Origin of the sequence: Stenotrophomonas sp. 22692 (genome assembly GCF_052045015.1) — a bacterium.
Taxonomy (GTDB): domain Bacteria; phylum Pseudomonadota; class Gammaproteobacteria; order Xanthomonadales; family Xanthomonadaceae; genus Stenotrophomonas; species Stenotrophomonas geniculata.
Genome location: NZ_JBQEMR010000009.1, coordinates 39,873 through 65,012 on the forward strand (window position 1 = coordinate 39,873; position 25,140 = coordinate 65,012).

General features: G+C 66.6%; 22 protein-coding genes. 8 read left to right on the plus strand and 14 right to left on the minus strand.

Annotated features, from left to right (window positions below):
* Positions 1-7: 7 nt before the first annotated feature.
* A complete protein-coding gene (locus ACTJJM_RS09680; RefSeq protein WP_010486767.1) occupies positions 8-889 on the minus strand; it encodes a DUF3298 and DUF4163 domain-containing protein in 882 nt (293 codons plus the stop codon).
* Between the two features lie 37 nt (positions 890-926).
* A complete protein-coding gene (locus tag ACTJJM_RS09685) occupies positions 927-1,229 on the minus strand; it encodes a GNAT family N-acetyltransferase (RefSeq protein ID WP_006455911.1) in 303 nt (100 codons plus the stop codon).
* 185 nt (positions 1,230-1,414) lie between these two features.
* Here ACTJJM_RS09685 and ACTJJM_RS09690 point away from each other — a divergent pair, with 185 nt between their 5' ends.
* Entirely contained in the window at positions 1,415-1,600 is a 186-nt protein-coding gene (locus ACTJJM_RS09690; RefSeq protein ID WP_049453088.1) for a hypothetical protein, read from the plus strand.
* A gap of 43 nt (positions 1,601-1,643) precedes the next feature.
* Here the strand turns inward: ACTJJM_RS09690 and ACTJJM_RS09695 are convergent, their stop codons facing one another.
* Positions 1,644-2,270, minus strand: a complete 627-nt coding sequence (locus ACTJJM_RS09695; RefSeq protein ID WP_010486760.1) for a rhomboid family intramembrane serine protease — start codon at positions 2,268-2,270, stop codon at positions 1,644-1,646.
* A 7-nt stretch (positions 2,271-2,277) separates the two neighbouring features.
* Positions 2,278-3,843: a POT-type proton-dependent oligopeptide transporter gene (locus tag ACTJJM_RS09700; RefSeq protein WP_049409328.1), complete on the minus strand. Its 1,566-nt coding sequence runs from the start codon at positions 3,841-3,843 to the stop codon at positions 2,278-2,280.
* A 162-nt stretch (positions 3,844-4,005) separates the two neighbouring features.
* Here ACTJJM_RS09700 and ACTJJM_RS09705 point away from each other — a divergent pair, with 162 nt between their 5' ends.
* Entirely contained in the window at positions 4,006-4,854 is an 849-nt protein-coding gene (locus ACTJJM_RS09705) for an endonuclease/exonuclease/phosphatase family protein (RefSeq protein WP_057503451.1), read from the plus strand.
* A gap of 60 nt (positions 4,855-4,914) precedes the next feature.
* Here ACTJJM_RS09705 and ACTJJM_RS09710 read toward each other — a convergent pair whose 3' ends face one another.
* The gene (locus ACTJJM_RS09710) at positions 4,915-5,526 is read right to left on the minus strand and encodes a superoxide dismutase (protein ID WP_005410310.1); all 612 of its coding nucleotides are present in this window, start codon (positions 5,524-5,526) and stop codon (positions 4,915-4,917) included.
* A 220-nt stretch (positions 5,527-5,746) separates the two neighbouring features.
* Between ACTJJM_RS09710 and ACTJJM_RS09715 the strand changes: the two genes are divergently transcribed.
* Both ACTJJM_RS09715 and ACTJJM_RS09720 read left to right on the plus strand, forming a co-directional pair.
* The gene (locus tag ACTJJM_RS09715; protein ID WP_197597852.1) at positions 5,747-6,199 is read left to right on the plus strand and encodes a ribonuclease domain-containing protein; all 453 of its coding nucleotides are present in this window, start codon (positions 5,747-5,749) and stop codon (positions 6,197-6,199) included.
* Positions 6,199-6,612 (plus strand): barstar family protein, encoded by a 414-nt coding sequence (locus ACTJJM_RS09720; RefSeq protein WP_010486750.1) that lies wholly within the window; start codon positions 6,199-6,201, stop codon positions 6,610-6,612. The genes ACTJJM_RS09715 and ACTJJM_RS09720 overlap by 1 nt, the downstream gene beginning before the upstream one ends.
* Positions 6,613-6,717: 105 nt before the next feature.
* Here the strand turns inward: ACTJJM_RS09720 and ACTJJM_RS09725 are convergent, their stop codons facing one another.
* Entirely contained in the window at positions 6,718-8,484 is a 1,767-nt protein-coding gene (locus ACTJJM_RS09725) for a hypothetical protein (RefSeq protein ID WP_440865440.1), read from the minus strand.
* Between the two features lie 10 nt (positions 8,485-8,494).
* Positions 8,495-9,094, minus strand: coding sequence for an NfuA family Fe-S biogenesis protein (locus ACTJJM_RS09730; RefSeq protein WP_010486746.1), 600 nt, complete (start codon positions 9,092-9,094; stop codon positions 8,495-8,497).
* 90 nt (positions 9,095-9,184) lie between these two features.
* Here ACTJJM_RS09730 and ACTJJM_RS09735 point away from each other — a divergent pair, with 90 nt between their 5' ends.
* The 3 genes from ACTJJM_RS09735 (at position 9,185) to zupT (ending at position 10,856) form a co-directional block, all read left to right on the plus strand.
* Positions 9,185-9,535 (plus strand): 4a-hydroxytetrahydrobiopterin dehydratase, encoded by a 351-nt coding sequence (locus ACTJJM_RS09735; RefSeq protein ID WP_005417612.1) that lies wholly within the window; start codon positions 9,185-9,187, stop codon positions 9,533-9,535.
* Positions 9,532-9,948 (plus strand): energy transducer TonB, encoded by a 417-nt coding sequence (locus tag ACTJJM_RS09740; RefSeq protein WP_010486743.1) that lies wholly within the window; start codon positions 9,532-9,534, stop codon positions 9,946-9,948. The genes ACTJJM_RS09735 and ACTJJM_RS09740 overlap by 4 nt, the downstream gene beginning before the upstream one ends.
* A 98-nt stretch (positions 9,949-10,046) precedes the next feature.
* Positions 10,047-10,856 (plus strand): zinc transporter ZupT, encoded by an 810-nt coding sequence (gene zupT / locus ACTJJM_RS09745; protein ID WP_010486740.1) that lies wholly within the window; start codon positions 10,047-10,049, stop codon positions 10,854-10,856.
* 546 nt (positions 10,857-11,402) lie between these two features.
* On the opposite strand, the gene ACTJJM_RS09750 is transcribed toward zupT, so the two are convergent.
* On the minus strand, positions 11,403-12,377 hold the full coding sequence (locus tag ACTJJM_RS09750; RefSeq protein ID WP_049453080.1) for an RluA family pseudouridine synthase: 975 nt from the start codon (positions 12,375-12,377) through the stop codon (positions 11,403-11,405).
* Positions 12,378-12,784: 407 nt separating this feature from the next.
* Here ACTJJM_RS09750 and rne point away from each other — a divergent pair, with 407 nt between their 5' ends.
* Entirely contained in the window at positions 12,785-16,057 is a 3,273-nt protein-coding gene (gene rne / locus ACTJJM_RS09755) for a ribonuclease E (protein WP_423159027.1), read from the plus strand.
* A gap of 177 nt (positions 16,058-16,234) precedes the next feature.
* Here rne and ACTJJM_RS09760 read toward each other — a convergent pair whose 3' ends face one another.
* From ACTJJM_RS09760 to ACTJJM_RS09785, 6 genes are read right to left on the minus strand one after another with little or no spacing between them, the layout of a single operon-like run.
* The gene (locus ACTJJM_RS09760) at positions 16,235-17,122 is read right to left on the minus strand and encodes an endonuclease/exonuclease/phosphatase family protein (RefSeq protein WP_049408973.1); all 888 of its coding nucleotides are present in this window, start codon (positions 17,120-17,122) and stop codon (positions 16,235-16,237) included.
* A gap of 2 nt (positions 17,123-17,124) precedes the next feature.
* Complete coding sequence (locus ACTJJM_RS09765) at positions 17,125-20,292, minus strand: discoidin domain-containing protein (RefSeq protein WP_423159026.1); 3,168 nt, start codon at positions 20,290-20,292, stop codon at positions 17,125-17,127.
* A complete protein-coding gene (locus ACTJJM_RS09770) occupies positions 20,289-21,125 on the minus strand; it encodes a carbohydrate ABC transporter permease (RefSeq protein WP_006378064.1) in 837 nt (278 codons plus the stop codon). Before ACTJJM_RS09770 ends, ACTJJM_RS09765 begins: the two co-directional genes overlap by 4 nt.
* Positions 21,122-22,003, minus strand: coding sequence for a carbohydrate ABC transporter permease (locus ACTJJM_RS09775; protein ID WP_006378065.1), 882 nt, complete (start codon positions 22,001-22,003; stop codon positions 21,122-21,124). Before ACTJJM_RS09775 ends, ACTJJM_RS09770 begins: the two co-directional genes overlap by 4 nt.
* Positions 22,000-23,340 (minus strand): sugar ABC transporter substrate-binding protein, encoded by a 1,341-nt coding sequence (locus ACTJJM_RS09780; protein WP_010486726.1) that lies wholly within the window; start codon positions 23,338-23,340, stop codon positions 22,000-22,002. Before ACTJJM_RS09780 ends, ACTJJM_RS09775 begins: the two co-directional genes overlap by 4 nt.
* 4 nt (positions 23,341-23,344) lie before the next feature.
* The gene (locus tag ACTJJM_RS09785) at positions 23,345-24,949 is read right to left on the minus strand and encodes a glucoamylase family protein (protein WP_010486724.1); all 1,605 of its coding nucleotides are present in this window, start codon (positions 24,947-24,949) and stop codon (positions 23,345-23,347) included.
* Between the last annotated feature and the right edge of the window lie 191 nt (positions 24,950-25,140).

Genomic DNA, 25,140 nt, shown 5'->3' on the forward strand with positions numbered 1-25,140 from the left:
ACTGCGGTCAACCGCGTGCGAACAGCTCCACGTAGTCCTTGGCCACGTGCGGCAACAGCACCGCCGCCGGTACATCGGCGGTCTGGGTGCCGTCCGAGTATGGACCCACCTGGTAGGGCGGGAAAACAAAGCGCAGTGCCGTGATCTGCCCCTTGTCGTCGGTCAGCGGCTGGAACTGGCTGAAATTGTCGGCCTGCGGGCCGGTACCGTCGGCGATCATGCGCGATGCGTTGCGCAGCGATTCCTGCAGCTGGGCCGGGTCCATGTCCTCGCCGCTGAGCCGCGTGGCCACGCGTTCGCGCAGCTGGTCGGCAACGAAATCACTGATCGCCTTCCAGCCCTTGGCATCGGCCACCAGCTTGTCGGCGCTGAGCATCTGCTGCTGCGCCGGCAGCCACACGAAACGCGCCACCAGCGGCTCGCCGTGGGCGCCACCGGTATAGCGGCTGCCATCGGCACTGACCACCACCAGCTGTGGCGTTTCCAGCAGCTTCTCGAAGCTCAGCGACAGCTCGTAGGGCATGGTCGGCTTGTCATTGCCCAGCCCGTCCAGTGCCTGCTGCAGGTCGCTGCGAGCGCTGGTGGCATAGTCCTGCAGCGCGCGTGCCAGGCCCGGGTAGCGGTCGATGCCGGCCGGGTAGCTGATGCCCACCACTTCGCGTTCGTTGTTCTCGATCACGTCGCGCAGGTCCAGCGGCGCTTCCGTGGCCGGCGTTTCGCCTGCGGCGGTGGTCTCGGCGGCAGGTGCCCCGTCGGCCACCGGTGCCTTTTCGCTCTCACGCTGGCAACCGGCCAGCAACAGCACGCCCACCACGCCGGCCAGCACGCTGCCGTGCAATGGCCGGTTGTTTCCAATCTTCATCGGGATCCCCTGTTCATGTTTGTACATCATCGCCTGCCATGGCTGAAGCGTGGCCCGCTGGCATTCAGCCAACGAGCAGGTCGTGGTACTCCTCATGCCGCTGCAGGAAGGCCTCGGCGTAGGAACACGCCGGCACCACCTTGTACTTCTGCTCACGGGCAAAACGCAGCGCCACACGGGTCAGCTCACCGGCAATGCCCCGGCCGGCGATCGGCTCGGGCACCTCGGTATGCGTGATGACCATGCGCCTGCGTTTGATCTGGTAATCCAGCACCGCCAGCTGTCCGCGCACACGGGCGGTGAAGCGATGGTTGGCCAGGTCGTGTTCGACCTCGTAGGCCAGACCGGGGGGCGTGACCGAAGCCATGGAACTGTCTCCTGCGGCGACTGCGTGGATGGTGCGCAGCCGGGCGCCATGATCGCGTGAAGCCTGAACAGGGGCAAGTCCAGTCCGTTCACGTCAGTTTTCGACCCTCAAGCTGGGGGGCCGGCGGCCGCTATCGCCTGTGGAGGGGTACGGCCAGGCTGGCACGGCCCTTGCGACCGTTGATCATGCGCACCACCGCGGAGGCACCGATGCACCCCAGCGATCCCCATTCCGATACCGACCGCGCCCTGCTGGAGGGCCTGCTGCAACTGGCGGTGGAAGGGCAGACCGAAGACCAGGATTTCCAGCGCATCGGCGAGGAAGTGTTCGCCCGCCTGCTGGACACCTACGGCCAGCAGACCGCGATCTGAGCCTGCCGGGGCGGATCGCTGCCGATCCGCCCCGCTCCCGCCATCAACCGCCGCCGAGGCGGAAGGTCGGGTTGGAAAGCTCGCGCAGGAAGTGGGTGAAGATGCTCGGCTGCATGGCCAGCATGAAGATCACGCCGAACGCCGCGCCCGCCAGGTGGGCGCTGTGGTTGATGCGGTCACCGCCGCGCTTGTCCATCCAGATGCTGTAGCCGACGTAGAACGCGGCGTAGACGATGGCCGGCGCCGGGATGAAGAACACCAGGATGATCGACCACGGCTTGATCAGGATGAAGGCGAACAGCACCGCCGACACCGCCCCGGACGCACCCAGGCTGAGGTAGTTCGGGTTCTTCTGGTTCTTCAGGTAGCTGGGCAGGATCGAGACCAGCAGCGCACCGATGTAGAACGCCGGGTAGGTCAGGTAGCTGCCGGTCAGCTGCACCATCACGCTCTCGATGAATCCCCCGAAGAAGAACAGGGTGATCATGTTGAAGATCAGGTGCGACCAGTCGGCATGGATGAAGCCATAGGTCACCAGCCGGTCGTACTGGCGGTGACGGTCGATGGCCGGCGGCCACAGGATCAGGCGGTCGGCCAGCTTGCGGTTGTTGAACGCCATCCACGACAGGATGGCGGTGATGGCGATCAACAGCAGATTGACGGGGGTCATGTCAGGCTCAGGCGCTACGGTAGTTGTCGACCATACGATAGCGTTTTGCGTACCAACCGAAGGCCAACGCCGCGACGAAGGCGAAACCGGCGAAGAAGAACATCAGGAATGCCGCCTCGCTCAGGCCGGTACTGGCGATCTTGTGGGTCACCACGTCATTGCGCACGGCGGCATTGGACAGCAGCACCCACAGGTTGCCGATGGTGGTGGTCAGGTTCCAGAAGCTCATGACCACCCCCTTCATGGCCTGCGGCGCCTGGCTGTAGGCGAACTCCAGGCCGGTGGCCGAGACCAGCACCTCACCGAAGGTCAGCAGCGCGTACGGCAGCATCTGCCAGAAGATCGACATGGCGTTGCCCCCGTCCATCACCACCTGGATGCCGCCGACCACGATCCAGGCCAGGCCGCTGAAGGCGATACCGGCGGTCATGCGGCGCAGCGCGGTCGGCTCGAAGCCGAAGCGGCGCAGGGCCGGGTACAGCACCAGATTGTTGAACGGGATCAGGATCATCACCAGCAGCGGGTTCAGCGCCTGCATCTGCGAGGCGGTGAACCAGCTCGGCATCTGCATCTGCTGGCCCTGCAGGACCCAGGTCGAGGCCTTCTGGTCGAACAGCGAGAAGAACGGCGTGGTCAGCGCGAAGATCACCAGCACGCGCAGCACCGAGCGCACGCCTTCCACGGCTTCGGCCGGATGCTGGCCACGGGCACGCTCCAGCTGCAGCCAGGTGCCGCCGCCGATGCCCGCCAGGATCGACACCAGCGCCAGGCACAGGCAGATGACGATGCCCAGCGAGCCGACCAGGCTGAACGAGGCTGCTGCCAGCACCAGGCCGAGCACGGCGATCACCAGGCCCGGACGGCCCTGGCCGGTCACGCGCGTGGTCAGTGCGGTACGCACCACGTTGGCGAACGAATGCGGATCCTTCGGCGGCAGCGGCACCAGCACGTAGCGCTTGCGGCCCAGCCAGAACACGAAGGTGGCGATGAACATCAGAATGCCCGGGATACCGAACGCCCACTGCGGGCCCCAGTTCTTCAGCACCAGCGGGATCAGCAGCGAGGCGAACAGCGAGCCGAAGTTGATGATCCAGTAGAAGGCGTCGAAGACGATCTTGGCCAGGTGCTTGTTGCTCTGGTCGAACTGATCACCCATGAACGAGGCCACCAGTGGCTTGATGCCGCCGGCACCGAGCGCGATCAGGCCCAGGCCGAGGAAGAAGCCCTCGCGGCTGTTCTCGAACAACGCCAGGCACAAGTGGCCGGCGCAGTAGACCAGGCTGAACCAGAGAATGGTGTGGTACTTGCCGAAGAACCTGTCGGCCAGCCAGCCTCCGAGCAGCGGGAAGAAATACACGCCGATCATGAAGCTGTGCATGATGTCCTTGGCTTCACCGGCACGGCCTTCCGCAGTGATTTCCTGCAGCAGCAGCGAGGTGATCAGGAACTGCACCAGGATGTTGCGCATCCCGTAGAAACTGAACCGCTCGCAGGCCTCATTGCCGATGATGTACGGGATCTGGCGCGGCATCTTTCCCTGGCCGGCGATGGGGGCAACTGCGTCGTGGCTCATCCTGTAAGGCAATCCTGCAAAGCGAAAGGCGCAAGATTACCGGAAGCAGGGCTTGCGAAGCACGCTGCAGGGCTGCATGACAACGGTGCCAATCCATGGCAGACACCGCATGCCATGCCGGAAGTCACGGCACCTGCACGACAAAAGCGTAAACTTATCGTTATGCGCCCCCTCGCCCCCGCCCGTCTCCTGCTCAGTTGCCTGGTGCTGCTGATGGCGTTGCAGGCGCAGGCGCGGCCGCAGGCACCGGCCACAACGGCCAGCGAAAGCGAGCCCCGCCAGCTGACCGTGGCCGCGCTGGAGCTGCCCAGCCGCGATGATGCGCAATGGAAGTTGCGCCGCGAACAGGTCGCACAGTTGCTGACCGACCTGCAACCGGACGTGATCTCGGTGCAGCAGGTGCTGCAGCAGCAGGGCCGCAACCCGGCCTGCTGGCTCGCCACCCGGCTGCGCTACAGCTGCGACTTCGTTACCGCCGATCCGCCCAGCCAGCCGTTGCGGCATGGCAACGCGATGCTGACCCGGCTGCCGGTCAGCGAGGATGGCGTGACCCTGCTGCACCCACCCGGCACCTTCAGCGCCGCCGGCATGATGCGGCTGAAGCTGGGCGAGGCACTGGTCAACATCTATGTGGCACGGCTGCGCCCGGACCCGGACGAGGCCACCGCCCGCCAGCATCAGACCAGCGACCTGATGACCTGGATCGGCGCCACCGCCGAGGGCATGCCCAGCCTGATCGCCGGCGATTTCTCGGCAACCACCGTCGAGCTCGTGCGCAGCACCCCGGGGTTCCAGCCCGCCCGGCGCAATCCCGGCGGTCGCGTCGAGGCGCCTGCGGCCAGTGGTGGCGGCAGCAGCGGTCATGGCCTGGATGTGCTGTTCCAGGTCAAGCACTTCGGCGGCATCCGCCAGCAGCCGATCCTGCTGCCGGCCGACGGCGACCTGCCCGGCCTGCGCCTGGGCGTGATGGCCACCCTGCGCCTGCAGGGTGATACCGCCACTACCGAATGACTCCTGCAACAGAAAAGGCCGGGGTTTCCCCGGCCTTCTCCGTTCATCCCATCACCGCGATCAGGCGATCGCTTCCTGGTAACGGCGCTCGACCTCGTTCCAGTCGATGACGTTGAAGAACGCGCCGATATATTCCGGACGGCGGTTCTGGTACTTCAGGTAGTACGCGTGTTCCCACACGTCCAGGCCGAGGATGGGGGTGTTGCCCTCCATCAGCGGGCTGTCCTGGTTACCGGTGCTCTCGACCACGACCTTCTTGTCCGGGGTCACGCTCAGCCAGGCCCAGCCGCTGCCGAAACGGGTCAGCGCAGCCTTGGTGAAGGCGTCCTTGAACTTGTCGAAGCCGCCCAGGTCCTTGTCGATGGCCTTGGCCACGTCGCCCACCGGGTTGCCGCCAGCATTCGGAGCCATCACGGTCCAGAACAGCGAGTGGTTGGCATGGCCGCCACCGTTGTTGCGCACCGGACCCTGCAGGTTCTCCGGCAGCGACTTGAGCTTCTTCACCAGTTCTTCGACCGGCAGGTCAGCGTACTCGGTGCCTTCCAGCGCCGCGTTGACGTTGTTGATGTAGGTCTGGTGATGCTTGGTGTGATGGATTTCCATCGTCGCCGCATCGATGTGCGGTTCCAGCGCGTCGTAGGCGTAGGACAGCTTGGGCAGGGTATAGGCCATGATGCATCTCCTGATTGCGAGGGCACCCGACGGTGTCGGGCGTTGCGCGGTGAATGATGGGGACAGACCGCCAGATTACCAAGGGGGATGTAAAGGAAATTGCGTCCTGCCAGTGAGCACGACGGCAATTGTTACGCAGCAGTGACGCGATGCCATCCTCATGCACCGTGCAGCGCACAGGCGCTACAGTGCCTGCACCGCCCTCGCCCGCTCCTTGCCCATGCGCAACCCCCGGCTGCTGATCACCGCCATCGCCCTGCTGCTGCTCGGCCTGGTCGTCAACCATTTCATGCAGCGCCCGCCGGCGCCGCAGTTCGCGCCGGACCTGCAGGGTGCGCCTGCCGCGCGCGCGCCGGCCACCGCCTCGCCCGGCAAGGACAGCGGACTTCCCGCGTTCCTGCCCGCTGAAGCCCGGCAGACCATCGCACTGATCCAGCGTGGTGGCCCGTTCCCCCACCGCCAGGACGGCGGCACGTTCGGCAACCGCGAGCAGCAGCTGCCGCAGCGCCCGCGCGGCTACTACCGCGAATACACCGTCGATACCCCCGGCGCGCGCACCCGTGGCACGCGCCGCATCGTCACCGGCGGCGATCCGCCGGAGGCGTGGTACTACACCGACGACCACTACGAATCGTTCCGCAGCTTCACCGTACCGGCCCAGGGAGCGCAGTGATGAGCCACGATGATTTCGGCCTCGGCCTGCATGACATCAACAATGCCGGCGTCTACGCCATCGACAGCGACGACATCGGCGCACTGGCCGCAGCGATGCGCGATGCCGGGCTGAAGGTGATCCGCATCGATCTGGAAGGCGTGGGCGACAAGCGCACCCTGCTCGCCCGGCTGGCCGCGCAACTGGATTTCCCGACCGGCTTCGGTGGCAACTGGGATGCGCTGTCGGACAACCTGCGCGACCTGCAGTGGCTGCCGGCCAACGGTTACGCGCTGTTCCTGGCCGACGTGGACACGTTGCGCGCCTCCACGCAGAAGGACTTTGACACCCTGCTGGACGTGATGGACGAAGCCAGCCGCGACTGGGTCGGCCGCGACGTGCCGTTCTGGGTGTTCCTCTCGCAGAGCGCGTAAGGTCAGTGCCCTGGTAGAGGCCGACCTTGGTCGGCGCTTCTGTGCCAACCAAGGTTGGCACCTACCCAAGCGCGAGCCGGCCACTGTGTGGCGCGCCCGCCTTGCCTAGCGGCTCCCGTTGTCTTCCTGCAGTTCCTTCTTGAACGGGATGTCCGGCGGCGGTCGCGCCACGGCCGGCTGGTCCTGCATGTTCGGATTGGTCAGGCCGCAGCCACCACCGGCCTGCAGGATCGAGATCACGCAGGAGATCCTCGTACTGGTACCCGGCAATGGAATCTCCATTGCCTTGACTCCCTTGCGCACCCACTCGGCCAGCAGCGATTCCTGCGGGACCCAGTACTTGTCGAACGAAGTGGGCGTGTAGTCGTAAGGCGGTCGCTTCAACCAGGTGCCCGATTGCGCGATGCGTTCCTTGCTCCAGCCATCGTTGGCACCCCCGGGCGCACCGCGCTCGGCACGACCCTCGCCTTCCTGGCCCGGCACACGCACGCTGCCATCGGCATTGAACAGGCCACTGCCCTTGCCGGTGGCGCTGGCCTGGCGGGCGCCCTTGTCGGCGCCGTCATGGTTGCGGCTCGATGCACCCCAGTCATCACCCTTGGCGGGGGTGGCCCAGTTGCCCGGATTGGGGGCCGGGCGCGCTCCTGCCTGAGCCGGGGTCGTGCTGGATGCAGCAGGCCGCGCAGTGCTGCTGCTCGCCTGCGTCGCGCTGCCATTGGCTGCCGGCGCGGGTGTTGCCGCGGGTGCATTCCCACTGGAAGACGAAGGGGCTGCGGCCGGTGCCGAGGCTACTTCGCGCTCGCGCACCTGTACGTCACGACCCGCCGGCGCACGCACCGCCGGATCACGACCGGCAACGGTTGCCATCCGCACCTGCGGATCGACCATCGCCTGCACTTCACGCTCGCGCACCTGCACGTCGCGCTGCGGTACCCGCACCTGCACATCGGCCGTGCGCAGCGGCTGCGACACCGCCGGTGCATCGACCGTACTGACTTCGCGCTCCTGCACCTGGATGTCACGCAGCTGCGGCGTCCGCACCGCGATTTCCGGCGCACGCAGTGCGGTTGGGGTTGGCGGCGCCTGCACCGGCTGCACGCTGCGCTCGCGCACTGCGGGCGTGGTGTCACGCGGCACGATGCTGACCTCGGTGCGCGGCACGCTCACCGGTGGCACCACGAAATCCGTACTGGCCTGCGCTACTTCGGTGGCCTGCACCGGCGAGGGTGGCGGGGCCGCAAGCGGGGCCGGCTCGGCTTCGGCCGGCGGCGACGGCACGCTGGCTGTCGGTGCTGGAGCCGGCGCGGGTGCAGGCGCCGACGCGGCCGCAGGACGTGGCTCAGGTGCCGTCGCTGCCCCTGCCTGCTGGCCGGCGGCAACCTGACCCGCCGGTGCAGCCGCAGCCGCTTCGGCACCCGGCTGATCGCCACCACCTTCCTGGCTGGCGCGACCGACGAATTCCACCTGCACACGCTCGCCTTCGGCGCCCTCTGCTTCCGGTGCCGTGGTGCGGATCACCGCAACCCACAGCAGCAGCATGAAAAACAGCAGGTGCAGCAGCGCGCTGGCAAACGCCGAGGTCCAGCGCATCCAGCGCTGATCGCGCGGCGCAGCGTCCCAGTCCTGCCAGAACAGCCGTCGCAGCGACTGCCACGGTGACAGCCGGGGCGATTGACCCGGCGGCCCAGGCAGCGGGCGCGGCAGCAATACCGCAATCACTTCGCGGGCGTGGAACGGCCGCGGCAGCGGGCCCAGCGAGCGCAGCCACAGCGCCCAGCCATAGGGCAGGCGCGTAGACTTCTCGAGGACGGCGCGTGGCTGCTGGCGGGCCAGCAGCAGTTCGATGAGTTGCTCGGCCCGGGTCAGAGGCACGCGTCAGCGGTCAGGCGACGTTGCCGCGCGGGATGTACGGCGCGTGGCCGCTGTCGTGGTCGGTCGCGTCGCGCACGGCGGTCACGCCCGGCACGCGGCCCATCAGAGTCTTCTCGATACCCTGCTTGAGCGTCACGTCGGCCATGCCACAGCCTTGGCAGCCACCACCGAAGCGCAGCAGCACCACGCCGTCGGCCGAAACTTCCTGCACGGCCACCTTGCCGCCGTGCGAGGCCAGCTGCGGATTGACTTCGTTCTCCACCACCCAGTGCACGCGCTCGACCAGCGACGCGGCATCGCCGGGGGCCTCGCCCTTGATGCGCGGTGCCTTGATGGTCAGCTGCTGGGTACCGGCGGTGCCGGCGACGATGTCGATCTCGGCGCCGTCGAGCCAGCCGACGCTGCTCGCATCGACGTAGAGGGTGAAGCCATCGCAGTCCACCGCCCACTCGTCACCGAGCAGGTCGGTCGGTTCGGCGAATTCCAGCCGGGCATCGGCGCGCGGGGTACCGGGGTCGACCGCGCTCAGGCGCACGCCCATGCCGGGCACGCCCTCGCGTTCGATCAGCTTGCGGAAATGGGTCTGGGCAGTGTCGGAGATCTGGATCATCAGGCTATTCTAGCCAAGTAAGCGTCAGCCGCTCATTCGGTTTATACACCGTCCGGCGCATTGTTCAGTCAACACGAGGTGGAGATTCCCATGGCCGACCTGATTCCACTGGCCCAGGCCCGTTGCGTGCCGCGCAAAGGCAGCGACCACAAGCTTGGCGAGGCCCGCCTGGCCGAACTGCTGCCGCAGGTTCCCGGCTGGGAGCTGAGCGAGGGCGGGCAGGCCCTGACGCGCACCTTCCGCTTCAAGGATTACTACGCCACCATGGCCTTCGTGAACGCGCTGGCCTGGATCGCCCATCACGAGGACCACCATCCGGACCTGGGCGTGCACTACGACCGCGCGGTCGTGCGCTTCTCCACCCACGATGTGGGCGGCCTGAGCGAGAACGACTTCATCTGCGCGGCAAAGACTTCGGCCCTGACGGAGCAACTGCCATGAACGTACGTTTGCTGAGCCTGTCCCTGATCGCTGCGACCGGCCTGGCCGGCTGTGGCCCGTCCGAACCACCGGCACCACCACCGCCGCCGCCGACCGAAGTGGCCGCGGTGAAGACGCCGCCGCCGCAGTACCCGCTTGAGCTGGCCTGCATGGGCGTGGGCGGCACCAGCACCTTCAAGGTGACCATCGGCGCCGACGGCAAGCCGAGCGAGGTCGCGCTGTTGACCGGGGCCGGCAACCCGCAACTGGACGAACTGGCCAGGACCGCCGTGCAGGGCTGGCAGTTCAAGGCCGCCACCCGCAACGGTGCTGCAGTGCCGGCCACCATCCAGGTACCGGTCAGCTTCAACCCGCCGCAGCCGAAGCCGGACCAGTGCTTCGCCATCGAAGAACGCCTGCGCCGCGGCGGCTGATCGCCCGCGCCCCGACGAGGCCAGCCGACGCCCGCCTCGCCCTCGCCGCCCCGGCCTTGCCCGGGGCGGTTGTCTATTGACCAGGACCGCGTCGGTACATGCTGCAGATTCCTCCCGAAAACATCTGGATCGCACTGGCGGTCACTCTTGCGGCCGGCCTCGCCACCGCCATCGGCAGCCTGCTGGTGCTGTTCTCACGGCGCCCCAACCCGCGCCTGCTGGCGTTCGGCCTGGCCTTCGCCGGCGGCGCGATGGTCTATGTGTCGCTGTCGGAGATCCTCAACAAGTCCATTGCTTCGTTCGCGCTGGCCTATGGCGAGCGTACCGGTTTCACCTACGGCACCCTGGCCTTCCTGCTGGGCGTGATCGTGATCGTGCTGATCGACCACTTCATTCCCAACCCGCACGACAGCCTGGACAAGCAGGACCCCGCGTTCCGCGAGAACAGCCGCGAGTACCTGAAGCGGGTCGCACTGCTGACGTCGGTCGCGATCACCGCGCACAATTTCCCGGAAGGGCTGGCAACCTTCTTTGCCACGCTGGAAAGCCCATCGGTGGGCATGCCACTGGCCTTCGCCATCGCCATCCACAACATTCCCGAGGGCATCGCGATCGCGGTGCCGGTGTACTTCGCCACCCAGAACAAGTTCTATGCGTTCAGTGCCAGCCTGCTGTCCGGCCTGGCCGAACCGGTGGGCGCGGCGCTGGGCTACTGGCTGCTGTCAGGATCGTTGTCGCACGCCACGTTTGGCTGGGTGTTCGGACTGATCGCCGGCGTGATGGTGTTCCTTGCGCTGGATGAGCTGCTGCCGGCGGCTAAGCGCTATGCCAAGGGCCACGAGACGGTTTACGGACTGGTGGCCGGCATGGGCACCCTGGCGATCAGCCTGGTGTTGTTCAAGTGGTGAGGGGTTCCCGGCCAACGGGCTGAGCCCCCTCGCGGCTGGCGGAGCGACATTCCGGGTTGGGCCGGCCGAGGTGGGTTTGCGGGGGACGCCGTAAACCCATCCTTGGGGGCTTGGGCGCGCCATCCATGGCGCTTACACCCCCGCAAACCCACCTCGCCCGGCCTCTGACAGGCTATAGGCGTGCCAGCCGCGCGATGAAAGAATGAAAAAGCGAAGCCCGCGCTGCGCGCGTGAGTCGAGCGTGGCTCGACTCTACAAGGGCTGCGTGCGGGTATGGGTCTACGCTGCGGCTGTCAGGTCCGCCTTGTAGCGAGCCGAGCACCGCAGGTCCGGCGAGGGCGAAGAGGCGCGGGTGTCTGAGCGCAGCGAGTTCCGCGCCGCCCCTCGGCGGACCGGGGAGCGCAGGGTACCGGCGCGCAGCGCCGGCTCGCGGATGGCGGCGTGTTTCTTTGGTTACTTTCTTTGCACGAGCAAAGAAAGTGACGAGCCCACTCATCGCAGGGAAGCGACGGCGCCGACCAAGCACCCGGCGCCGCCGAACCGCCGTCAGCGCAGGCGGTCCAGCGCCTCAACCAGCTCATCCGCCAGCGGCGCGTTCAGCACGTATGGGCTCTTGCCGTCATCCAGCGCGAACTCCAGCGAAGCCGCGTGCAGAAACAGGCGCTTCAGCCCGATCTGCTCACGAAGCCGCTTGTTCACCGCCGGATCGCCGTACTTGTCGTCACCGGCCACCGGGTGGCCCAGATGCTGGGCGTGCACGCGGATCTGGTGGGTGCGACCGGTCTCGATGCGCACCTCGCAGTACGAATGGCCGCCGCGGCGCTCCAGCACCCGGAAGTGGCTGATCGATTCCTTGCCGATCGCATTGACCTGTACATGGCGCTCGCCGCCCTGGCGCAGGCCCACGTGCAGCGGCGCGTCGACCGTCATCACGCCATCGGGCATGCGCCCGGTCAGCAGCGTCAGGTAGCGTTTGCGGATGCCAGCGCCGTGGTCTTCACGCAACAGGGCCTGCAGTTCGCTCAGCGCCGAGCGCTTCTTGGCCACGATCAGCAGGCCTGAGGTGTCGCGATCCAGCCGGTGGACCAGTTCCAGGGTCTGCCCCGGGCGCAGCGCGCGCAGGGTCTCGATAGCGCCGAAGCTGATGCCGCTGCCGCCGTGGCTGGCCACGCCGGTGGGCTTGTTCAGGGCCAGCAGGCGGGCGTCCTCGAAGACGATGGCCTGCTCCAGGCGGCGCATGAACGCCTCCGGAGGACCGGCCTTGTCTCCCTCTTCACTGAGACGGACCGGCGGCACACGCACCTCGTCACCCGCCTCCAGCTTGCGTTCGGCCTTGGCACGGCCGCCATTCACCCGTACCTGGCCGCTGCGCACCAGCTTGTAGACCAGGCTGCGCGGGGCGCCCTTCAGCTGGCCAAGCAGGAAGTTGTCCAGGCGCTGGCCGGCGCGGTCGGCGGGAACGGTGATCATGCGCACGGAAGGCTTGTCGCCAGCGGGTTTGGTCGGGTCTTGGGCGGTCATCAGGCTGTTTATTCTGTTACACTCGGGGGGCGAGATAAGGGATTGATTTCGTTGGAAGTTACTCAGGGCCAGAAGCCCAGCTTCCGACGAATCCGGCACAGTGCGCGACCACCGCCCGCGGGGCGGCCATGTTAGCGGCTCACCGGCCTTCCCGGCCATCGCCGGATGCCTGACACGCAACCGTGCTGAACATGTCCCGCGTGGCGCTCCAGCCTGGCTGACAGCTGCCTGCGGCCTGTAACACCCCAAAACCCATAAGAGTGAAGCGCTCCCGCGGCCTGCCGTGGTGTCGTAGCGCTGGAAACCCAAGCCGCCCTCCCCGCGCTTGCGCGAATGGGCGGCGAACCGTGTCCAGAGGCGAAACCCCATGGCGTTCCGCGCGGTAGCCGCTTGCGAGGAACGCAACAATGAAGCGAATGCTGATCAACGCCACGCAGGCTGAAGAGCTGCGTGTTGCCATCGTGGATGGCCAGTCGTTGTATGACATCGACATCGAACAGCCGTCGAAGGAACAGAAGAAGTCCAACATCTACAAGGGCCGGATCTTCCGCATCGAGCCCTCGCTGGAAGCGGCCTTCGTCGAGTACGGTGGTGGCCGCCATGGCTTCCTGCCGCTGAAGGAAATCTCCCGCGACTACTTCCAGGCCGGTGTCGACCACAACAAGGCCGGCATCCGCGAACTGCTGAAGGAAGGCCAGGAGATCGTCGTCCAGGTCGACAAGGAAGAGCGTGGCAACAAGGGCGCTGCCCTGACCACGTTCATCTCGCTGGCCGGCCGCTACATGGTGCTGATGCCGAACTCGCCCAGCGCCGGCGGCGTGTCCCGTCGCATCGAAGGCGAAGACCGTGCCGCCCTGAAGGACGCCCTGGACAAGCTGAACATCCCCGACGACATGGGCGTGATCATCCGTACCGCCGGCGTCGGCCGCGATGCGGAAGAGCTGCAGTGGGATCTGGACTACCTGCTCAACGTCTGGCGTGCCATCGCCGAAGCCGCGCTGAGCAAGCCGGCCCCGTTCCTGATCTACCAGGAATCGCGCCTGATCGTGCGCGCCCTGCGTGACTACCTGCGCGCCGACATCGGCGAGATCCTGGTGGACACCGAGGAGATGTACGAGCACGCCCGCGAGTTCATGCAGCAGGTGATGCCGCAGACCCTGCGCAAGCTCAAGCATTACAAGGACGACATCCCGCTGTTCAACCGCTTCCAGATCGAATCGCAGATCGAAGGCGCCTACGAGCGCAACGTGCGCCTGCCGTCGGGCGGCTCGATCGTGGTCGACCAGACCGAAGCGTTGACCGCCGTCGACGTGAACTCCTCGCGCGCCACCAAGGGCAGCGACATCGAGGACACCGCGTTCCAGACCAACCTGGAAGCGGCCGAAGAAGTGGCCCGCCAGCTGCGCCTGCGTGACCTGGGCGGCCTGGTGGTGATCGACTTCATCGACATGGCCTCCAACAAGCACCAGCGCGAAGTCGAGAACCGCCTCGCCAACGCACTGAAGTACGACCGCGCGCGCGTTCAGGTCGGCCGCATCTCGCGCTTCGGCCTGCTGGAAATGAGCCGCCAGCGCCTGCGCCCGAGCCTGGGCGAGTCCAGCCAGATCGTCTGCCCGCGTTGCGACGGCCACGGCCGCATGCGCAGCGTCGAGTCGCTGTCGCTGTCGATCATCCGCGTCGCCGAAGAACATGCGATGAAGGAAAACACCGGGCAGGTGCTGGTCCAGGCCCCGGTGGAGATCGCCAACTACCTGTTGAACGAAAAGCGCAGCGCCCTGCGCGAGATCGAGCAGCGCCACGAGGCGCCGATCGTGATCGTCGCCGACGAGCAGCTGCACACCCCGCACTACACCGTCACCCGCCTGCGCGAGAACGAGCTGGGTGAAGAGAGCAACAAGCCCAGCTACCAGCGCGGCACCCCGCGCAAGTTGCCGGTGCACGCGCTGACCAAGGGCCAGCTGAACATCCCGCCGCCGGCGGTGACCCAGGTCAAGCACACCTCCCCCGCCCCGGTGCGCGAGGAAGTGGAGCCGGCCGCAACTGCCCCGGCCCCGGTCGTGGCAGCGCCGGTGGCGCCGGCCCCGAGCGGCGGCGTGATCGGTTGGCTCAAGCGCGTGTTCGGTGGCGAACCGGCCCCGGCGCCGGCGCCGGCAGCCCCGGCTGCACGCCAGCAGCAGGACGGCGGCCGCAAGGACCGCAACAAGGATCGCAACAAGGACCGCAAGGACCGTCGCGACGACAATCGTGGCAACGGCAACGCGCAGCAGCAGAAGGACGGCGGCAACCGCAAGGACCGCGGTGAGCAGCGCAAGGATGGCCGCAACGGCAACAACGGCAATGCCCAGTCGCAGCCGCAGCAGGGCAAGCAGAAGGAGCCGCAGCAGAAGGATGGCCAGCAGCAGCCGCAGCAGCAGAACAAGCCGCGCAACGAGCAGCAGGGCCAGAACCAGAACCAGCAGCAGCCGAAGCTCAAGCAGCCCAAGCAGCCGCGTCCGCAGCAGCAGGACGGTGACAAGCCGACCGAGAAGCCGCAGCGCGGTGCCGCCGATGCACCGGTCGACGCCGTGACCGCGGCAGCAGCCGTGGCCGCCACGGCCGCCGCCGCCAATGGGGTGACCGCACAGGAAGCCACTGCACCGGTCGCCCCGGTGGCCGCCGCTCCGGCGGACGCCGCAGTAGCGGTCGAGACCGGTGCCAACGAGGCCGAGGTGGTTGCGGTTGCCGGTGACGAGGCCGCAACCGACGCCAATGGCGAGCAGGCAGGCGAAGGCGCGACCCGCCGTCGCCGTGGCCGTCGTGGTGGCCGTCGTCGTCGTCGCGGTGGCGCCGAGAACGCCGCTGGCAGCGACGCTCTGGGTGATGACCAGGACGAGGGTGATGACAGTGATGACGCCGACGGCGCCGAGCCGAACGTCGACAGTACTGCCGGCACTGCGCCGGTCGCTGTTGCGCAGCCGGCCCGTTCGCAGCCGGAGTTCGACTTCGATGACGAAGTCGAGCCGGTCGTTGCCGACGCCGCGAAGCCGGTCCGTGCTGCCGCCGCCGTTGCCGCCGCACCGGTTGCCGTGGTGAGCAGCGCCGTGGTCGAAGCCGCCGCCCCGGTCGTGGCTGAAGTGCAGGCCCCGGTCGAAGCTGCTGCGAAGACCGAAGCGGTGTCCTCGCCGGTGCAGACCAGCATGCTCGATGCCATCGACGCCGCGACCCCGGCCCAGCCGGTAGCCGCTGCCGCGCCGGTGATCGAAGTCATTGCGCCGGTGACCGAAGCACAGCCGGTCGCGGTTGAAGCAGCCCCGGTGGCTGAAGCCGCTCCGGTGATCGAAGCGAAGCCGGCGGCGGTCGAAGCTGCGCCGGTGGTTGAAGCCAAGCCGGAGATCGTTGAAGCCACTCCGGTGGTTGAAGCCACTCCGATGGTTGAAGCCAATCCGGAGGCCGTTGAGGCTGCGCCGGTGGTTGAAGCCAAGCCGGTCGTCGAACCCGTCGTAGCCGCCGAACAGCCGGTCGCTCCGGTGGCGGTGGAAGCCGCGCCGATCGAAGCCGCTGCCCCGGTCGCCGAAGCGGTGGTGACGCCGTTGATCGACCCGGTCGCCGATGGCCATGCCGACGCTGCAGCCCAGGCTGCAGAAGCCAAGGCCGGCGAAGAAGACGAAGAGACTGCCAAGCGCACGCCGCCGGCGAACTGATCGCTCTTTGATCGCATGAAAACGAAACGGCGGGGATCAATGATCCCCGCCGTTTTTGTTTGTGCCTCGGGCGCGTGCAGCGCTCTGGAAGAGGCCGACCTTGGTCGGCGCCGTTGTTGGAGCGGACGCGGACACGTCCGTGCCAACCAAGGTTGGCACCTACCGAAGCGTGCTCCGTCAGGGTTTCGGCGCGAACTGCAGACGGGTCCACACGCCGTAGTGGTCCGAGGCCCAGCGACCGCTGTCATCGGGCTGGTCGAACAGGAGCTTGGCCTCACGCGCGACCATCTCGTCCTGCTGGAAGAAGATGTGGTCGATCCGCGAGGGTGCCTGGTAGTAGTGCCGGTTCAATGTACTGACCTCGGCCAGGTCAGTGTTGACGTGCACGCTGCCGTAGCTGTCGCCGTAGTGGCTGCGCAGCTCGCTCAGGTCACCAGCATCCACCAGCGCATTGAAGTCGCCGGCGATCACCACCGGAGCACCGGCCGACGTTGCAGTGATGAAGCGCAGCAGGTCCTCGACCTGGCTGCGGCGGATGCGCTGCCCGCTCTCGTCACTGCGCTCGTTGAGGTGCGTGGCATAGACGTTCACCGGCGTGCCATCGACGTCGATGCGCAGGTGAGCAACCGTGCGGTAGTCGTCCAACGGCTGCAGCAGATGATCCCCCTGGGCGAGGATCGGCCGCCGCGTCAGCAGCGCATTGCCGTAGCGCTTGGGCGCCCCAACCGGATCGGTGGACACGAACACGTACCTGTAGCCGAGTTGGCTGGCCAGCCATTGCGCCTGGTTGCGCACGTTGCGGCGCTGGATCACCTCCTGCAGGGCAACCGCATCTGGCTGCAGGCGCTTGAGTTCGGCCAGAATGGTGCGGCGCCGGCTCGGCCAGTCTTCGCGGTCATGATGCAGGTTGAAGGTGACCATGCTCATGCCCGGCGCGCTGGCAACGTCGGGCGCCGCGGTCGTGGCAGCCGGTTCGGCCGCCATCAACACGCCCGGCAATGTCAATGCAATGGCCAGCCCCAGGGCACGCACCGATGTGCGCACCCTCGCCCCCTGCTGCTTCATCGTTACTGTCCCTTGCGCTCGGCGCGGCGCACCGCGCTCGGCACTTCGATCTCGATCCGCGCCGGCAGCTGGTGCACGTGCAGTTCCTTGTTGATCCACTCGGCGGCTTCGCCGTTGACCGTCACCTCGCCCGGATCACCCGCGTACGGCCATGGCAGCACCACGCCCCCCACCGGCGGCACCAGGCCCGGCTGCACCTCCAGCACCAGCTGCTTGTCGCTGCGCTGCAGGCGGTAATTGAGCTGGCCCTGTGGCGTACGCAGGCCCTGCACCGCGACACCCTCACCCTGCAGCCACGCGCTCGGTACGCCGGCGGCCAGCACCAGCGCATCGTCCATGTCACGGTTGTAGGCGAACATGTCCAAGGCCGAGCGCACGAAGTCCGAGGCCACCCAGGCATGCGGCAGGTCACCGACGAAGAACGGCTTGCGCGGCGTGCGCGAGACCACTTCGGCCCACTGGTTCCAGGCCTGCGGTGCACGGTCCTTGAAGAAGAACTCGGTGGCCTGCCAGGCGCGGTCGCGCCAGCCCAGGCGCACGAACGCGGCCACGTTGCGCCATTCGTACGGGGTGTAGTCCTTCCACTCGCGCTTGCCATCGCGCCGCGCGACGAACTCGTTCCAGTAGCGTTCGAAGGTCGCCTCCAGGGCCTGCTGCGGCAGTCGGCCCTGCTCGCCGCCAGGCGCCAGTGCGATCGTGGTCGAGGTCGCATCGAAATCGCCCAGCTCGGCCGAGCCCGGCAGGTAGTCGATGCTGTGCTGCTGCATCGCCGACAACAGCGAGGCCTGCAGGTCATCCCTGAACTGGTCGCGCGATTCGGCAATCTGCATCGCCTCGACCTTGCCCAGCTGGGTCGCCAGCAGCGCCGCGTCCTTGTAGCCGCGCAACGCCCAGAAGTTGTCCCAGTACGAGTGCATCGGCTTGGCCGAATAGCCTTCGTGGCTGATCGAGGCCGGCATCATCCCGTAGAACGCCGGGTTGCGCGCGCGGTTCTCTTCGGTGCGCTCGCTGGCGCGCAGCTGCTCCATGTAGGTGTAAGCGCCCTGCACGTGCGGCCACATCAGCTCGGTGAAGGTGCTGTCGCCGGTGTAACGCCCGTACTCGGCGATGCTGTAGATCAGCTCGCCATGGCTGTCGTTCTCCGGCACCGGATCACTGCCGCGCGCATCGACGCAGCACGGCACCTTGCCGTTCTCGAACTGGTACGGCGCATACCAGTTGATGTAGTCACGCACCGCATCGCTGCGGCCCATGCGCAGCAGGCCCTCGGAAATCATCGCGCCATCGCGGATCCAGCTGCGCGCATACGAACGCGTGCCCGGCTGCAGCCGCGGCCCGACCCGCGAGATCAGCATGTGCGCGACCGCCGTGCGCAGGGTGTCGACCAGCGGTTGGCCCGCAGCGGGCACCTGCAGCGAGACCACGCCCAGCTTCTTGCGCCATTGTTCAGCCACCTGCGCCTGCGCCTTGGCCACGTCCAGCGCCCGCGGCGCCCAGCCACCGGTCTGTGGCAGCACCACCGCCACCTCGCGGCTCTGGCCAGGCTCGAGCTTGATCGTATAGATCAACGCGCCCGACGCCATGCCGGTGCTGTCCTTCACCGCGGTCTCAGCCGGGTACTTGCCGTCCGCCAGGTGCATCGCATCGAGCTTGCCATCGAACGTACTGGCAAAGCGCGCGTCCGGCACCTGCAGCGGATAGAGGCGCGGCTCGCCGTTGACCCGTACCAGCTGCTCGCCGACATCCAGTGCATCGATGCGGCTGAAGCCACCGACGGTGTTGAGGAACTGCGTGGGCGGATTGACCTGCCACGGACGGATCGCCAGTGCCAGGGTGTATTCGTGTGCGACCTTGTCCGGATTGCTCAGCCGGTAGCGGCCGATCAGCTGCGCGCGCTCCGGCGTGCCCTGCACGAAGCCGGTCACCGCCAGGCCAACCTTTTCATGCACCCAATCGACGTTGGCGATCGGCAGGTAATGATCCTGCAGCGACTGGGTGATCGCCACCTTCGACCAGTCCAGCAGCTTGCCATCGAGGCGGATGAACGGTTCGATGCTGAAGCTGCCCTTGGCCGGCTCCAGTGCGCCGTCCTCGCTGATCAGCGCCTGTTCCTGGCCGCCATCGAGGCCGAGCAGGGTCCAGTACGGCTGCTCACCCACATAGGCACGTGGCAGCGAGCCGCGTGGCAGGTCGGCGGCGACCGAGGAGAGGAAAGCGTTCGGGGTGGCGGCAAAGGCCAGCGGCTTGAGCGTGATGTCACGGATGCCATAGCGCCAGTTCGGCCCGTCCTGCAGATCGAAGCGCACGTAGCGCGCATCGGTGTCCGGCAGCGCCAGCCAGTCGCGGCCACCGGCACCACTGGTCACTTCACGCACGGTACGCCAGTCACGGCCATCCTCGGAAGTGCGCACGGTATAGCGGCGGGCTTCCAGATTCGGCAGCCAGTCGATCACCGCACCGCCGATCTCGCGGCTCTTGTGCAGGTCCAGGCTGATGGTCTGCTGCTTGACGCCACCACTGATCCAGAACGTATCGCCCTTGCCGTCGATCATGCGGTCCTGCAGCGCGGTGGCGGTATCGGCAATCACCGATGGCACCAGCGCCGAATCATCCTGAGCTGGCAGGCCCTGCAGGGTCAGCTTGTCGAAGCACACCGTGCCGCGGCCGCCGACCTTGCTGTAGATCGTGAACTCGACCGCAGCACTGCGTGCCATCTCCTTCTCGGGCGAGGGACCCCACGCCTTGTCGATCTGGCGGCGGCGGTACTCGACCGGCGTCCACGCCCTGGGGAAGCTGTAGCCGGGCCGGTTGACCCACCAGACGTTGTCGCCACTGGTATCGATCAGCTTGAACTGCAGGTCGTTGCCCGGCGAATCACCGCGCAGCTGGAAACCGAAGCGGTAATTGACCGGGTATTCGATGTTCAGCGCGCGACGGATGCCGACGTAGCCGGAGACATCGTGGAAGTCATAGTCCAGGCACAGCGCGCGGCCACCACCGGCGCCGCTGACCGGCCGCAGCGAACCGCTGACCTGGTCGGACAGCACCAGCTTCCAGGCCGCGATGTCGTCGAAGTCGTCCAGCACCTTCGGTGCCGGCAGCGCCGGGGGGGCGGCGATCGCCAGGGAGGTCCACAACAGGCACAGTCCAACGGCGATCGCTCGCTTCATCCCTTGACGCTCCCCAGCAACAGACCTTGGATGTAGTACCGCTGCAGCACCAGGAACAGCGCCAGCACCGGGACCACGGTGACCACCGCGCCGGCCATCATCATTTCCACGTCCATGATGTGCTCGCGCGAGAGGGTGGCCAGCGCCACCGGCAAAGTGTAGTGCTCCTGATCGGTCAACACGATCAACGGCCACATGAAATCGTTCCATGCCCCCATGAAGGTGAAGATCGCCAGGGTCACCAGCACGGGCTTGAGCATCGGCAGCACGATCTGGAAGAAGATGCGCAGCTCCCCTGCCCCGTCGATGCGGGCCGCTTCCAGCAGCTCGTCCGGAATCGAACGCGCATACTGCCGCACCAGGAAGATGCCGAACACGCTGGCCAGCGCCGGCACGATCACGCCGCCGAAGCTGTTGACCAGGCCCAGCTGCTTCATCAGCAGGAACAGCGGCAGCATCGCCACCTGCGCCGGAATCACCAGCGCCGCCATCAGCACCTGGAACAGGCGCTCGCGGCCGACGAAGTTCAGCTTGGCGAAGGCATAGCCGGCCATCGTGTTGAGCAGCAACGAACCCAGCGTGATACCGACCGACACCAGCAGGCTGTTGGCGAAGTTGCCGCCCATGCCGGTGCGCGCGAACAACTCATGGTAGTTGCGCGTGGTGATGCTCGATGGCAGCAGCGGCGGCGGGAAGTGGGTCGCCTCGCCCTGCGGCATGAACGAGACCGAGAGCATCCACAGCAGCGGCGCCAGGCTGACCAGGGCCAGCACCAGCAACGCACCATTGATCAACCACGGGTACCAGCGCGACTGGCCGATTTCACGACTCATACCAACTGCCTCTTGCGGCCGAAACGCAGCATCACGGTGGTCACCGCCAGGATGATCAGGAACAGCAGGAACGCCACTGCGGAGGCGCGCCCCAGGTTCCACCACTTGAAGCCTTCCTCGAACATGAAATACAGCACGCTGACGGTGCTCTGCAGTGGGTCGCCGCGGGTCATCACGTACGGTTCGGCGAACAGCTGGAAGTAGCCCGACACGGTGATCACGCCGACCACCAGCAGCACCGGGCCGAGCATCGGCAGGGTGATGTGCAGGAACTGCTTCCAGCGCGAAGCACCGTCGATACGGGCCGCCTCGTACAGATCATGCGGGATGGCCTGCAGGCCGGCCAGGAAGATCACCATGTTGTAGCCGAAGTTCTTCCACACCGCGAACAGCATGATGGTCGGCATCGCCCAGTTGGGATCGCCCAGCCAGTCGATCGGGCTGATGCCCAGATGGCCCAGGCCGTAGTTCACCAGGCCGTAGCTGGTATGGAACAGGTAGCGCCAGATCACCGCCACCGCCACCAGCGTGGTCACCACCGGCGCGAACAGGGCGGTGCGGAACAGCGCCTTGAAGCGTGCGGCCGGTGCATTCAGCAGCATCGCCGCACCCAGCGACACGCCAATCGACAACGGCACGCCGATCAACACGAAGTAGGTGGTGTTCCACAGCGACTTCCAGAACATCGGCGTCTGCAGCAGGTCGATGTAATTGCCGAGGCCGACGAACCGCAGGTTGCTGCTGTCAGCCAGTGCATAGAGGTCGAAGTCGGTCACGCTCAGCGCCAGCGCCGAGGCGACCGGCAGGCCGAAGAACATGCCCAGCACGATCAGCGAGGGACCGGCGAAAATCCAGCCGGCAAGCGAAGTACGTTTCATTGCGCGCTCCCGGCGGCCACGGCACTGCTCGATTGCGGCGACGGCACGCGCTGCTGCAGGCGTTGTTGTTCATGCATCCAGCGGCGCTTGGCCAGCACCTTGTCCACGCGCTGGTCCAGCTCTTCCACGGCCTTGTCCTGCGCCAGGCCACCACGCACCACCTTCTCGGTGACGATGCGCATTTCCTGCACGATGCGCTCCCACTCAAGCACCTTCGGCGTCGGCTTGACCCGCTCCAGCTGGTCACGGAACGCAGCGGCCAGAGGATCATTGGCCAGCGACGGTGCGTTCCAGGTACTGCGACGCGGCGGCAGGTCGCCGATGATGGAATGGAAGCGGGCCTGGATTTCCGGGCGCGACAGGAACTCGATCAGCCTCCAGGAGGCTTCCTTCTGCTGCGACTTGCGGAAGATCACCAGGCTGGTGCCACCGGCAATACCGGCGCCCGGACCGTCCGGACCCGGCAACGCGGCCGTGCCCCACTGCCCTTCCAGCTCCTTGGGCTGCAGCTTCTTGAACTCGCGGATGTTCCAGGGGCCGGAGATGTAGAACACATTGAAGCCACGGAAAAACTCGTCCCAGACGTTGGAGATCTGCGTCTCGGACATCTTCGGCGCCCAGCCCTGCTCGAACATGTTGGCGTAGAAGGCCAGCGTGCGGCGGAACCCCGGGCTGGCGAAATTGCCGCGGGTGTCATCGTCGCGCAGCAACGGATCGGGCTGCTGCAGCGCCAGCGACAGCTGCTGCTCGAACTCGTTGATCGGCATCAGCACCGCATAGCGGTTCGGGCCCTGCATGCGCTTGATCGCCGCCATCTGTTCGTCCCACTCCTGCCACGTGCGCGGCGGGTGGTCGTAACCGGCCTTGGCCAGCAGATCCTTGCGGTAGAAGATCAGGCGCGTATCGACATACCACGGCACGCCCACCAGCTCGCCGTGGATCACATTGGTATCCCAGATGCCTTGGAAGTAGTCCTTCGGGTCGACCACGGCCGAGCGCTGCACGAACGGCTGCAGCGGCGTCAGCGCATCAAGCTCGGCGAACTCCGGTACCCAGGTGTTGCCCAGCTGGCACACGTCCGGCAGGCCGTCGGCGGCGAACGCGGTCAGCAGCTTCTCGTGCGCGGCCGTCCACGGGATGTTCTGCACATCCACCTTGATGCCCGGATTCTCGGCCTCGAACTCATGGATCAGCTCGCTGACCACCTCCGCCTCGCGGCCCATCGCCCAGAAACGTACGGTGGTGGTGCCCGGATCGGTACGGGCACAGCCGGCCACGGCCAATGCGGCCAAGGCAGGCAGCGCCCAGCGGCGCAGGCGGTCGATCCAGTTCGGCATCGGGTTACTTGCCCTGGCCTGTGGTGCGGTTGGCATTGTTCTTCTGTTCCTGCGCGGCAGCCGCGCGTGATTCGGCGATACCCACCGCGCGTGCCGCCGCGGCCTTTTCGTCTTTCTGCAGTTCCAGCGGCTGGAACGAACCTTCCGGTGCCAGCCAGCCACCACTGAACCCGGCCCGTTCCAGGCCCTTGCGGATGTACGGGTTCTTCTTCATGACTTCCCAGACGAAGTCATCGCGGTAGTTGGCGATCATGGTCAGGATCGGGCCCTGATCGATGGCGATGTAATCGCTGGCGACCCAGCCGCGATCCGGCACCAGGCGGCCGGTCTTGATCGGGATGTCGTAGTTGAAGCTGGGGTTGAATGAATCCAGGAAGCCGTAGCTGGAGTAGATGTAATCGCCAAAGCGCTTGTGCATCTCCAGCGTGGCCGGAATCACCTGCTCCGGCGCGAACACCACCGACGCGATCGCAGCGGTGGGAGCGATGGTGCCGTCATCGAAGTTCTCGCGCAGGCCGGCGCCGCGCGAGGAGTAATGGCGGAACTGGCGCTGCTCGCCGCGATAGTCCTGGGTGGTGTTCTGTGGTCCATCACTGGCGGTCAGGCCCCACACATTCTCGCCATACTCCTTCCACTGCATCGGGTTGGCGATGGCGTACTCGCGCTGGGCCAGTGCGGCCGAGCGGCTGTTGAGGAAGTAGGTGCTGCCTCGCTCGCGCATGTACGCATCCTGGATATCGCGGAAGTCGATCCAGACGTGGCTGTACTGGTGGCCGAACAGCGGGCCGAAGGACAGGTATTCCTGGCCCTGGTAGACGCCCCAGTCGTTGTCATAGGTACGCGTCCACACCGTCCACGCATCCGGGCTGACCGGGTGCGTCGGCGAGCCCAGGGCAAGGATGTAGACCATCATCGCCTCGTTGTAGCCCATCCAGTCGTGGTCGATGAAGCCGCTCTCGGGGAACCAGCCCATCGAGATCAGCGGTGCACGCTGCTGCAGCCACGGCCAGTCGACCTTCTTGTACAACGTGTCGGCGATCTGGCGGATCTCCTTCTCACGCGGATCGTCGCCGTCGTAGTACGACTGCGCGAACAGCACGCCCATCATCAGCAGCGCGGTATCCACCGAGGACAGCTCAACCCAGCTGTCGTAGCGACGCCCTTCCTGCATGTCCAGGAAGTGGTAGTAGAAGCCCTTGTAGCCGGCCTTGCCGGTGCGCTGCGGGCCCATCGGCACGTCGCGGAAGAACTTCAGCGTGGTCAGGGTGCGGTCGATCGCCTGGTTGCGGCTGACCCAGCCGTTCTCGATGCCGATCGGGTACGCGGTCAGTGCGAAGCCGACCGAGGCGATGCTGGCGAACGGCCGCGACGGATAGCGATCCGGGGTCAGGCCATTGATCTCGTTGGTGGTATCCCAGAAGAACTGGAAGGTACGACGCTCGATGTCATCGAACAACGGCGGCAGCACCGGCTTCATCGGCCGCGGCGGTGCGTCGGCCTCGATCAGGATCACCGGCGGCCGCGGCTTGGCAGGTTCCTGCTGGGCCGGCTGGCAGGCGGCCACGGCCAGGCTCAACGCTGCGGCGGACAACAGATGGCGTGCCTGCATGGCGCGATTTCTCCGGTGGTCTGATCGATGGGAAAGCATACCGTCCAATGATCTGAAATCGTTTACAAGATGCGTTCTGAAAAAACCACGAAAAACGTGGTTTGACACCGCGATCATTGCCCATGCCGCTGCCCCCCTGGCCGGCAGCGGCATGGGCAATGGACCGGCGCGGGGCCGGCCATTGCCGTTTT